Annotated in this window: 16 protein-coding genes; all 16 read left to right on the top strand. The window is 37.8% G+C overall.

Features of this window, described 5'->3' with window-relative positions; all coding sequences use genetic code 11:
* Positions 1–227: 227 nt before the first annotated feature.
* The 16 genes from rplU to tsaA all read left to right on the top strand — a co-directional run bounded on the left by rplU (position 228) and on the right by tsaA (position 11,561).
* Positions 228–539 carry a 50S ribosomal protein L21 gene (rplU, locus tag J7J10_02975; GenBank protein MCD6129896.1) on the top strand — a complete coding sequence of 104 codons (312 nt, stop codon included), beginning with the start codon at positions 228–230 and terminating at the stop codon, positions 537–539.
* Between the two features lie 57 nt (positions 540–596).
* Entirely contained in the window at positions 597–845 is a 249-nt protein-coding gene (rpmA, locus tag J7J10_02980; GenBank protein MCD6129897.1) for a 50S ribosomal protein L27, read from the top strand.
* On the top strand, positions 846–1,814 hold the full coding sequence (gene obgE / locus J7J10_02985; protein ID MCD6129898.1) for a GTPase ObgE: 969 nt from the start codon (positions 846–848) through the stop codon (positions 1,812–1,814).
* Complete coding sequence (gene proB / locus J7J10_02990; GenBank protein MCD6129899.1) at positions 1,790–2,905, top strand: glutamate 5-kinase; 1,116 nt, start codon at positions 1,790–1,792, stop codon at positions 2,903–2,905. Before obgE ends, proB begins: the two co-directional genes overlap by 25 nt.
* Complete coding sequence (locus J7J10_02995) at positions 2,898–4,151, top strand: glutamate-5-semialdehyde dehydrogenase (GenBank protein MCD6129900.1); 1,254 nt, start codon at positions 2,898–2,900, stop codon at positions 4,149–4,151. Before proB ends, J7J10_02995 begins: the two co-directional genes overlap by 8 nt.
* On the top strand, positions 4,148–4,774 hold the full coding sequence (gene nadD, locus J7J10_03000; protein MCD6129901.1) for a nicotinate-nucleotide adenylyltransferase: 627 nt from the start codon (positions 4,148–4,150) through the stop codon (positions 4,772–4,774). The genes J7J10_02995 and nadD overlap by 4 nt, the downstream gene beginning before the upstream one ends.
* 11 nt (positions 4,775–4,785) lie before the next feature.
* On the top strand, positions 4,786–5,109 hold the full coding sequence (rsfS, locus tag J7J10_03005; protein ID MCD6129902.1) for a ribosome silencing factor: 324 nt from the start codon (positions 4,786–4,788) through the stop codon (positions 5,107–5,109).
* A gap of 11 nt (positions 5,110–5,120) precedes the next feature.
* Positions 5,121–5,465, top strand: coding sequence for a TraR/DksA family transcriptional regulator (locus J7J10_03010; GenBank protein ID MCD6129903.1), 345 nt, complete (start codon positions 5,121–5,123; stop codon positions 5,463–5,465).
* Positions 5,449–6,147 carry a ComF family protein gene (locus J7J10_03015; GenBank protein ID MCD6129904.1) on the top strand — a complete coding sequence of 233 codons (699 nt, stop codon included), beginning with the start codon at positions 5,449–5,451 and terminating at the stop codon, positions 6,145–6,147. The genes J7J10_03010 and J7J10_03015 overlap by 17 nt, the downstream gene beginning before the upstream one ends.
* Before the next feature lie 98 nt (positions 6,148–6,245).
* Positions 6,246–6,674, top strand: a complete 429-nt coding sequence (gene rplM / locus J7J10_03020; protein ID MCD6129905.1) for a 50S ribosomal protein L13 — start codon at positions 6,246–6,248, stop codon at positions 6,672–6,674.
* Positions 6,675–7,064: a 30S ribosomal protein S9 gene (gene rpsI / locus J7J10_03025; protein ID MCD6129906.1), complete on the top strand. Its 390-nt coding sequence runs from the start codon at positions 6,675–6,677 to the stop codon at positions 7,062–7,064.
* Positions 7,065–8,081 carry an N-acetyl-gamma-glutamyl-phosphate reductase gene (locus J7J10_03030; protein MCD6129907.1) on the top strand — a complete coding sequence of 339 codons (1,017 nt, stop codon included), beginning with the start codon at positions 7,065–7,067 and terminating at the stop codon, positions 8,079–8,081.
* Positions 8,078–9,256: a bifunctional glutamate N-acetyltransferase/amino-acid acetyltransferase ArgJ gene (gene argJ / locus J7J10_03035; protein ID MCD6129908.1), complete on the top strand. Its 1,179-nt coding sequence runs from the start codon at positions 8,078–8,080 to the stop codon at positions 9,254–9,256. Before J7J10_03030 ends, argJ begins: the two co-directional genes overlap by 4 nt.
* Positions 9,257–9,340: 84 nt before the next feature.
* Positions 9,341–10,813, top strand: a complete 1,473-nt coding sequence (gene modA, locus J7J10_03040; protein MCD6129909.1) for a molybdate ABC transporter substrate-binding protein — start codon at positions 9,341–9,343, stop codon at positions 10,811–10,813.
* A gap of 9 nt (positions 10,814–10,822) precedes the next feature.
* Positions 10,823–11,029 carry a TOBE domain-containing protein gene (locus tag J7J10_03045; GenBank protein MCD6129910.1) on the top strand — a complete coding sequence of 69 codons (207 nt, stop codon included), beginning with the start codon at positions 10,823–10,825 and terminating at the stop codon, positions 11,027–11,029.
* 46 nt (positions 11,030–11,075) lie between these two features.
* On the top strand, positions 11,076–11,561 hold the full coding sequence (tsaA, locus tag J7J10_03050) for a tRNA (N6-threonylcarbamoyladenosine(37)-N6)-methyltransferase TrmO (protein MCD6129911.1): 486 nt from the start codon (positions 11,076–11,078) through the stop codon (positions 11,559–11,561).
* The last annotated feature ends 161 nt before the right edge of the window (positions 11,562–11,722 follow it).

Here is an 11,722-nt window from a genome sequence, read left to right on the forward strand (position 1 = left end):
CCTGACCCTTTTATTCCCTCTGAGCCCAAACCTTAAGACATATTTACAGGAGAATTAAGGTGTAGACCCTCGTGTTAGATAAAAAGTAAAAAATAATCAAAAAAGAAGCAAAAACAAAGGGCTGTGTTTCCAGAACAGTAACCACACAAAAAATCAACGAACAGTAGTTATTGACAAATATGTATATATTTTGTAACTTTTAGGCGAATTTGTATGGAGGTAGTAATATGTTGGCCATTTTAGAGGAAGGCAGTAAGCAATACATGGTTAGAGAAGGAGACGAGATTGAAGTAGAGAAAATACAGGCAGAGGGTGGTGCACAGGTAGAATTGGATAAGGTTTTATTGATAAGTGGTGAAAATGTGTACAAGGTAGGCAAGCCTTATGTAGAGGGGGCAAAAGTTATAGGAAAGATAGTTCGTCAGAGTAAGGCTAAGAAAATCATAGTGTTTAAATTTAAGCGAAGAAAGGGATATAGGAAAAAGCAGGGGCATAGGCAATCTATCACGCGAATTAAAATTGAGAGCATCGTAGGTTAGGAGGTTTTTATGGCACAAATCTGTGATTTGGCCGTAAAAATTCTATAGGAGGTTTTTATGGCACATAAAAAGGGAATGGGCAGTAGTAGAAATGGAAGAGATAGTGTCGGTAGAAGACTGGGTGTAAAGAGAGGAGACGGTCAAGAGGTGAAGGCAGGCGAGATAATAGTAAGACAAAGAGGAACAAAGTTTCATCCGGGGGAGAATGTAAAAAGAGGGAAAGATGATACATTATTTGCTACTCAAGAGGGAAAGATAAAATTTCTCACCAAGGGAGATAGAAAGTATATCAGTGTTGCCCCATAGATGTTTATAGATAGAACAAAGATATATGTAGAATCAGGTGCTGGCGGCGATGGTGCTGTTAGTTTTCGCCGTGAGAAGTTTGTGCCCAAGGGTGGGCCAGACGGCGGTAACGGAGGTAAGGGAGGGGATGTAGTAATCTGCAGCCGAAAGAATGTCAACACTCTTTATCATTTTAAATTTAAGCGTTTTTTTAAAGCTAAAAAGGGGGAAAATGGCGGTTCTAATAATAAAACAGGAGCAAACAGCAGGGATGTGATAATAGATGTACCATTGGGGACAGTAGTCAAAGAAGGAGACAATCTTTTACACGATTTTCTAAAAGAGGAATGTGTTGTTGTTGCTCGTGGCGGGAAAGGTGGAAGAGGAAACGCAGCCTTTAAAAGTGCTACTAATAGGACACCGCGCATTAGTGAAAAAGGCGGGGAAAGAGAACAAAAAGAGCTGTCTTTGGAGCTAAAACTCATTGCTGATGTAGGATTGGTGGGTTTGCCTAATGCGGGGAAATCCACATTCTTAAGTGTTATCTCTCGAGCTAAGCCCAATATTGCTCCTTATCCATTTACTACACTTAGTCCTTATTTAGGTTATGTGACATATAAAGAAGATGATTTTATCGTTGCTGATATTCCGGGCATTATTGAAGGGGCAAGCAGAGGAAAGGGATTGGGTTTAGAATTTTTGAAACATATTGAGCGGACAACATTTCTTCTATTGATTATTGATGCTTCTAATGGTTTTGAGGAGATAAAGAAAACATATAATATTCTGATTACAGAAATGAAAAATTACAGTGAAAAGTTGTCGCAAAAGAAAAGCTGTGTGGTTTTGAACAAAATGGATTTGGTAGAAGAGAAAAATATAGGGGATAGAATAAAAAGAGAGATACAGTGTGATGTTTTTTCCATAAGTGCATTAAAAAAATTGGGGATTGAACAAGTTTTAGGATGGATATACAGTCAAAGAAAATAGTTGTTAAGATAGGCAGTTCTGTTATCGTTCAAGAAGATAAGATAGATAGAAGGTGTTTGGCTAATTTAGTTGGGGATGTGGCATATTTAATAAAAGAAAAAGACAAAGATGTAGTTATTGTGTCCAGTGGTGCGGTAGCATGCGGTATTTTCTCTGTAGGCTCAAAAGAGGTGCCTGTAGATATAGTAAAAAGGCAGGCATTCGCTTCTATCGGCCAGGTGGAATTGATGAAGCTCTATCAGGAAATGTTTTATTCTTACAATTTGCATGTTTCACAGGTACTTATTACCGCTGATGATATATACAATCGCAGGAGATACCTTAATGCGAGAAATACAATATCTCTCCTATTGAATTGGAATATTGTTCCCATAGTGAATGAAAATGATACAGTGGTAATAAAGGAATTGAAATTTGGAGACAATGATAATCTTTCCTCATATATCACCGGTCTTATAGGAGCGGACACACTCATTGTTCTCACTGATGTAGATGGACTTTTTACGGCTGATCCTAAAAAGAAGAGTGCAAAGTTTTTGCCGCTTGTTGAGTTTTCACAGAAAGGAGAGATAGAAAAGTTTGCTTTCGGTTCTATGAGGTTTGGTTGCGGGGGAATGAAAAGTAAGATGGAGATGGCATTTAGAATGGCTGAAGAAGGTAAGATGACTGTCATTGCCAACGGTAAAAAAGAAAATATTCTAAGAAAGATATTGAACGGTGAAGCGAGATGTACGACCTTTGTTCCCAAACAGAATAATCTTACATCAAAAAAAGTATGGCTAAGAACTACATTACAAAAGGGAAAAATATTTATTGATGAAGGAGCAAGAGAGGCAGTTTGTGAGAAGGGGAAGAGTCTTCTTCCTTCTGGTATAGAAAAAATAGAAGGAATTTTTGAACGGGGAGACACAGTAGATGTTGTATATAATGGGAAGATTGTAGCCAAGGGTATAGCCAATTATAATTCTCAAGAGATAGAGATGATAAAAGGACTGCATTCAAAGAAGATTGAATCCGTCATTGGATATAAATATTCCGATGATGTTGTGCATAGAAATAATATGGTGCTTGTGGGAGAAGAAGATGCTTGAACAAATGGTAAGGGATATAGCGAAAAAAGCAAGAGAGGCAAGTTTTTACCTGGCAAATGTAAGCACAGAGAGAAAGAATGAGGCGTTGAATATTGCGGCTCAGCTTATTGATGAAAAGAGAAGAGAAATAAATGAGGCCAACAAAGAAGATGTAAAAGAGGCTGAACAAGAAGGTGTTTCCAAAGCGTTTATTGATAGACTTACCCTTACTGAAAAAAGAATCAACGGCATGATCAAATCCTTGAAGGAAGTGAGTGTACTGGAGGATCCTGTAGGAACTATTATTCGTGGATGGAAAAGACCAAACGGTTTACAAATTTTACAGATGAGAGTGCCCATTGGCGTAATTGGTATCATCTATGAATCCAGACCAAATGTGACCGTGGAGGCATCAAGTCTGTGTTTAAAGGCAGGCAATGCTACAATTTTAAGAGGAGGAAAAGAAGCTATCAATTCAAATCGCATACTTTACGGCATATTGAATGAGGCTGTAAAAAAGGCAGGGTTGCCTGAAGGGTGTATTGGTTTTATTGATTCGGTGGATAGAAAAGCTATAAAATATCTCATTCGTATGAATGGTTTGGTCAATCTCATCATTCCCCGAGGAGGAGAAGGGCTCATCAATTTTGTAACAGAAAACGCTACCGTTCCTGTAATCAAGCATTACAAAGGTTTGTGCCATACATATGTGGATGAATTTGCTTCTCTTTCCATGGCACAAGAGATTGTATACAATGCAAAGGTGCAGAGACCAGGCGTGTGCAATGCCATAGAAACATTGCTGGTGCATAAAAATATCGCCGGGAAGTTTTTGCCAAAGATGGTAAGAAAACTGCAGGAAGCAGGCGTTGAAGTCAGAGGATGTGAAAGAACGAAAAAGATAATTTCTCAAATAAAAGAGGCAGAGGCGGAAGATTGGGATACGGAGTATTTAGATCTTATCCTTTCTATAAAGGTTGTTGATGATATGGATGAGGCTATTGGGCATATAAACAAACATGGATCTCAACATTCGGAAGCAATTATTACTGAGAATTACGAAAGAGCGATGGAATTTTTGTATAGGGTAGATGCGGCAACTGTATATGTGAATAGTTCTACCCGCTTTACCGACGGTGGTGAATTTGGTATGGGCGCAGAAATAGGTATTAGTACGGACAAGATACACGCTCGAGGGCCGATGGGGCTACCAGAACTCACCATCTATAAGTATGTAATATTAGGCAGCGGGCAAATAAGGAAATGAGAATAGGTATTTTTGGCGGTACTTTCAATCCCGTGCATTTAGGACATCTGCGAGTAGCGTTGGATGTGAAAGATGTGTTTTGTTTGGATAAGATATTATTTGTTCCTACTGGCATACCCCCCCACAAGAAAGATGATGTTGCTCCTATCCACGATCGGATGAATATGTTAAGAATTGCAGTGGCCGATGTGTCGGATTTTGAGGTATCTGATATTGAAGCGCATAGAAATGGTATTTGCTATGCAATAGATACGGTAAGAATGCTCAAGGAAAAATATAGAGGTGCTGAGCTGTTTTACATCGTTGGCACTGATGCATTTTCATCTATTCGCACCTGGAAAAAGTATGAAGAACTTTTGGGAAACATATCATTTATCGTTATGATAAGGCCAAAATGTATACAGGATGAATTGTATAAACTAGATAAAGTTCGCTACATAGAAGTAGATAGAAAAAGGGCATTTCCTGACACGCTTTCCACTGTATATCTCTATCCAGTAACTCAAATTGATATATCTTCTTCATTTATTCGCTTGTATATAAAGCGGGGAGGAAGTATAAGCTATTTTACACCGAAAGATGTGGTAGAATATATTAAAGAGAGAGGTTTGTATAAGAGGTGAGTGAAAAGCTAATTAGAGCTAATTACAAGGAGATAGCGCATATATTGGAGGAGAAAGCAGCTGAGGATATCGTAGCCTTAGATATGAGAAGATATACAAGCATATTTGATTATATGGTGATATGTAGCGCAACTTCTAAGAAACATGCTCAAGCCTTGGCTTATACTCTAAAAGAAAGGATGAAGGTAAGACATATAGAGGGTTATGAAGTCGGTGAGTGGATATTGGTTGACTGTACGGATGTTATTGTGCATATTTTCTCTCAAGAGAAGAGGGAGTATTATGGGTTGGAATATTTGTGGAGCGATGTGCCGAGGAAAAAGCTTTGTAGGTAGGGGGGAATCCTATGGATGAGCAGCTGCTTGTTCAATTGAAAGAAACATTGATCGTAATGAAGAAAAGCTTGCAAAAACGGATAAAGGAGAGAAGTGAAAAGGTAAAAAGAAACTTCAAAGGCGATGTTGGAGATAGTTCTCTTTATGTTTATAACAGAGAAACGCTTTACAGTATCACAGAGCGGGAAAGAAATGAGTTACAGGAAGTAAATGATGCCTTATACAGGATAAAAAGGAATACCTATGGAATATGCGATAGATGCGGTGCAGAAATATCTAAGGAAAGATTGATTCTTAAGCCTACGGCAAAATTTTGTGCGAGATGCAGAAAAGAGGTAGATGGCGATAATAGGTGAGTTTTTTAATACTTTTTTCCCCTATGCCTGTGTTTTGTGCGGTGGTCATGCGAGAAAGATTTTATGCGATAGATGTTTTCGTAGAGTAAAACCGTATTCTGGCAAAAGATGTTTGAAATGTTCCAGGCCCTTACCTGATGAAAATAATGTTTTTTGTGCACGGTGCTTAAAAGGGGTAGCTTTTGAGAGGGGATTTTCCTTATTTCCCTATGAGAGAATAAAGGAAATTGTATATTCCTTCAAATACAGAAACATGCCTTATGTTGTGCATTTGCTCAGGTTTTTTTTAAAAGAAATAAGAGAATCTGGTATTTTTAACGACGCTTCTTTTCTTATTCCTGTGCCTATGCATCCGAAGAAAATAAGGAAAAGAGGTTATAACCAGGCAAATTTAATTGCTCATGAGCTCTCCTCTATTTTTCACATCCCTGTGGCTTACGATGTACTTATAAAACAAAAAGATACCCTGCCTCAAGTTGGGTTGAGTTATAAACAAAGGTTAAATAATCTTAAAGGTGCATTTTCAATAAAGAACACAGAAAGGATAAACAGAAAAACGGTGGTTCTCGTTGATGATGTGTATACAACGGGAACTACGATTGATCAATGTGCTTTACTTTTACAGAAGAACAAGACACATCCACGTTTTTTCACTTTGTCCACTACTTCACTTACGCATTGAAATAGTTTGCAAGAGAAAATGGTCAAAGCATTTTCTCTTGACAAGTGTTTCTTATTTCTGTATAAATACGGTGTTTTTTAATAAAGAGGTGAAGATAAATGAAGACTTTTTTTGCTAAGAGTGAAGATGTTGAAAGAAATTGGTATTTGATAGATGCCGCAGATAAAGTAGTGGGGAAATTGGCGGTGAGAATAGCTGATACTTTAAGAGGAAAAAATAAACCTCAATTTACTCCTCATGTGGATACGGGTGATTTTGTGGTAGTTATTAATGCGGAGAAGGTAAGGTTTACAGGAAATAAATGGCAGGATAAGTATTATTATAGACATAGTGGATATTTTAGTGGACTGAAGAGTGTAAATGCAGAAGAGATGCTTGAAAAACATCCAGAAAGAATCCTTATGTCTGCTGTTAAGGGGATGTTGCCCAAGAATAGGTTGGGTAGAAAGCTGATTAAAAAGTTAAAGATATATAAGGGATGTGATCATCCTCATGAAGCGCAAAATCCGCAAAAATTAGAGGTGTAAATGCAAAGATTTTATGCTACCGGAAGAAGAAAGACTTCTGTTGCCAGGGTCTGGATCAATGGAGGAAAGGGCGAGATTAAAGTAAACGGGAAGCCACTGTCAGATTATTTTAATGGACTTAAAGCAGAGATACTTAAAATATTGTATCCCTTAAAGATTGTTGATTTAGAGAATAGGGTAGATATGTTTGTCACCGTAAAAGGTGGGGGGATAACAGGGCAAGCGGAAGCGATAAGACATGGTTTGAATAAAGCACTTGTTGAATATGATCCTAATTTGAGAGCTAAACTTAAACCGTTAGGTTTATTGAGTAGAGATTCGCGCAAAAAAGAGAGAAAAAAGTACGGAAGAAGGAAAGCCCGTGCTTCTTTCCAATGGTCCAAGCGGTAGATGATAGATGCAGCTATTGTTGGTGTTAGCGGATTTACAGGAATAGAACTTCTTAAGATTCTCACTTCTCACAAAGAAGTAAATATATCTTATATTGCTTCTCGCACCTTTGTTGGAAAGAACATCGCCGATGTTTATCCTCTATTTAAGACTGTATGCGAGATGGAATGCGAAGAGATGGATGCAGAAAAGATGGATGGATGCGATGTGGTGTTTTTAACCCTTCCTCATTCTGTATCGATGGATATTGCCAGGCAAATTTATAGGGCAAAAATAATAGACTTCAGTGCAGATTTTCGCTTAAAAGATGTAAATACCTATGAAAAATGGTATGAAAAAGAGCATATAGCAAAGGATCTCTTAAAAGAGGCGGTATATGGACTGCCGGAGCTTTATAGGGGAGAGATAAAGAAAACCAGGATTGTGGCTAATCCGGGTTGTTATTCTACAGCCTGTATTTTACCTATCATTCCATTTATTGAGAAAAATGTTATACAAGATGATATCGTTGCCGATTGTAAATCTGGCGTGAGTGGTGCAGGGAAAACATTGAGAGAAGAGCTACAGTTTTCGGAGGTAGGAGAAAATTTTTATCCCTATGCTATTTCTGGTCACAGACATGCACCGGAGATAGAAGAGGTGATAAAAAGATATACAAATAGGAATATAGAACTTACCTTTGTTCCTCATCTTATTCCTGCAATGAGGGGTATTATCGCCACCATTTATGCAAATATAAATAGAGAGTTAAAAGATGAAGATGCTTATGAAATATTAAAAGAGTTTTATGAAGATGAACCGTTTGTGAGAATAAGAAGAGATGTGCCTCAGATAAAAGATGTAAGAGGAACGAACTTTTGTGATATAGGAGCTTTTATAAAAAACGGAAAGATTATCTTTGTATCAGCTATTGACAATCTCATAAAGGGTGCCAGTGGACAGGCTGTTCAGAATATGAATATAATGTTTAATATTGAAGAAACAGAAGGATTGACTCCCTATCCTTTTTATCCATGAAAAGAGTTGATAGAGGTATAGCTGCGGTTGAAGGAATAAAATCGGCAGTAGCTAAAACAGGCATTAAAAAAAATGGTAAATTAGATTTAGCCGTTTTGTTTTCAGATTATCCCTGCCTGTGGTGTGCAACATTCACCAAAAATAATGTAAAGGCAGCACCTGTTCTGTATGATATTGAGCTTCTAAGTAAAAATAAACCGTTGAGAGCAATTGTTGTAAATAGTGGTAATGCCAATGCTTGCACCAAAGAGGGGAAGGAGGCGGTGACAAAAGTTGTAGAGGAAACCAGCAAAATATTGAATATAAAAAAAGATAATATTGCAGTGTGTTCAACGGGTATCATTGGTGAAAGATTACCTTATGAGAAGATTATTTCTTCTTTAAAAAATCTGGATTTTTCTGAAGAAAATTGTCATCTGGCAGCAGAGGCAATTTTAACCACCGATACAAAGACGAAAGAAGTAGCCTACGAATTTGAGATAGACGGGGAAGATGCACATATCGGAGGGATGGCAAAAGGGGCAGGGATGATTAATCCTCATATGGCTACTATGCTTTCTTTTATCGTTACTGATGTGAATATAGAAAGGGACTTGCTGTGTAAAGCATTAAAAGAAGCGGTAGATTTTTCTTTCAATCGTATATCGGTGGATGGAGATACATCTACCAATGACAGCTGTTTTTTGCTTTCTACCTGTAAAGGAGAAAACAGTAAAATAGAAGAAGAAAATGAAGCCTATGATATATTTTTGGATGTCTTAAAAAAGCTGTGTATGGAACTTGCCTTAAAGATTGTAGGAGATGGAGAAGGGGCAACAAAGCTTGTAAAAATTATAGTGGATAAGGCAAAAAATGGAGAAGAAGCGGAGAGATGTGCAAGGGCTATTGCAGATTCCTTATTGGTGAAAACAGCCTTATTCGGTAAAAAGGCAAATTGGGGCAGGATTGCAGCCTGTGTGGGATATTCGGGTGTAACATTTTCTGAACAGGGATTCTCCATCTCTGTTGGCGGCAAATTGGTTTTTGATAGAGGAAAAGAAAATAAAATAGATATTTCTTTATATATGAAGAATAAAGATATAGATATTGTGGTCTCTCTTTATTCCGGTAATGCATCTTATACGATGTGGACCACAGACCTATCCTATGATTATGTGGAAATAAACTCCATTTAAGTTGTAAAAAGTCCTTTTTTGTAATTTTCATTGACAATCTAAGACAATATGGTATAATCTGAGAACTATTGCAGGAGGTGCTTTATGCTTAAATTTTTGTATGTGTTGGTTTTTATTTTCTTGTTTACAAGCTCTGGATGGGCAAAAGATGTAATCACTGTTTATAGTGGTGCGGGGATGAGGAAACCGATGGATAAAATAGGAAGGGCTTTTGAGAAGAAATATGGCGTATCTGTGAGATACAATTATGCCGGTTCCAATACCCTCCTGTCTCAGATGGAGCTGACAAAAAAGGGCGATTGCTATATGCCAGGGGCAACGATGTATATTGAAAAAGCAAAAGAGAAAGGATTTGTGGATTATGAAAAACCCGTGGCGTATCATATACCGGTAATAGTAGTTCCTGAAGGAAATCCTGCGAATATAAAAAGTTTGAAAGACCTCATAAAACCCGGGGTAAAGGTAATCCTGGGAGATCCGAAAGCGGCCGCATGTGGAAAGATTGCAAAGAAGATATTAGAGAAAAACAAAATTTACGATGAGGTGCAAAAGAATGTAATTGCCACCGCTGCGACGGTAAATGAACTAGTAGTTTATATGTGTATGGGGCAGGCTGACGCATCCATAATCTGGAAAGCCTCATTGCTGGGGACAGAGGATAAAACAGACATTATAGAGATACCCAAAAAAGAGAATATGATCAAGGTAATACCCATCGGCAGGCTGACATTTTCTAAACATAAGAAAATAGCAAAAAGGTTTGTGGATTTTGTTGCATCTTCTGAGGGAAAGAATATATTTAAAGAATGTGGTTTCACAGCGTATTCAAGTAAGAAGTATGGGTCTTCCACTGGAAAAAAGATAATGCTGTACAGTGGAGCGGGGCTTATGGAAACGATGAACATTTTGGGTGCTAAGTTTGAGAAAGAGCATGGAGTTAAGGTAGTATATAATTATGCGGGTGCTGGTCATCTGCTTTCCCAAATGGAGATAACGCAGCAAGGTGATATATTTATTCCAGGTGCGCTATTTACTTTCAACAAGGCGAAGGAGAAGGGATTTATAGAACCTGGTTCTGAAAGGCTGGTTGCTTACCACATTCCTGTAATAGGTGTAAAGAAGGACAATCCAGCAAATATAACTTGCTTGGAGGACCTTGCGAGACCGGGTATTAAGATTGTGCTGGGAGACCCGAAGGTAGTACCTATAGGGAGAGCTGCAGAGAAAATTCTTAAGGATGCAGGGATAAGAAATAAAGTAAATATTGTATCAAGGGCTTCTGAGGAGCCTCAGCTTGTTATAGCTGTATCAGAGGGGATTGTGGATGCGGCAATCTTCTGGCGATCTTCGTTATGGGAGCTACGAGACAGGATAGATATAATAGAGATATCGAAAGAGCAAAATTGTATAAAGACGATCCCAATAGGGGTTTTGACATTCTCAAAGGACAAAGATTCCGCAAAGGATTTTTGTAACTATGTGGTTTCCAGGAAAGGGAAGAAAATATGGGAAGAAAATGGTTATATAGTTTATCCAAATCCAAAGTATAAAAAGTAGGAGGTATTTATGGATGTAAGTGCAAGAAACAAGTTGCCGGGACAAGTCAAAGAGGTAAAGTTGGGGCAGGTTATGGCAGAGATTACACTCAAGATAGGAGAAAATGAAGTAGTTGCCGTTGTTACCAGGACATCAGCTGAGAGGTTAGGCTTAAAAGTTGGCGATAAAGCTTATGCCTTGGTTAAGGCTACAGAAATTATGGTAGGCAAAGATTAATATTAAATATATGTTGTGAAGCCACACTTATTTAAGAAATAAAAATATGGATGAGATAAGATACAAGCCTATAGGAATTATACATTCAGAATTTACTGAAAAGGAAAACACACCTATTCAGGGGGTTTTTGCTAAAGATGCAAAAGGTGAGGTAGAGGTGTTTCCTCAATATATCCCAGGATTAAAAGATATCGAGGGGTTTTCACATCTCATTCTTATTTATCATTTTCATCTCTCTGATGGCTATTCATTGGTCTCAATGCCTTTTTTAGAAGATGAGCAACATGGGATTTTCTCCATAAGGCATTTCAATAGACCAAATGCCGTTGGTCTCTCTATCGTTAAATTAGAGAAGGTTAAAGGAAACATACTGGAAATCAGCGAAGTGGATATTCTGGATGGGACACCGCTTCTTGATATTAAACCTTTCGTGTCGCGGTTTGACAATAGAGATGATGCAAAGAACGGTTGGGTTAGTAATCCGCATCTGGACATGGTTAGAGGTGAATCTGGCAAGCATAGAGGAGATTAGGAGCATGCAGATGTTAAATAAATTGAAACAATCAGGATTTAAGATTTTTACATTATGCTTTAGTCTACTGCTTACAATATTTATATTAGCGGTGATTTTTTGTGTTGTTACCCATACAACCTTTAGTGCTTTAATAACAAATATCGTCTCTAAGGAGATAC

The organism is Deltaproteobacteria bacterium (assembly GCA_021159305.1).
In the GTDB taxonomy this organism is placed as follows: Bacteria; Campylobacterota_A; Desulfurellia; order JAGGSF01; family JAGGSF01; genus JAGGSF01.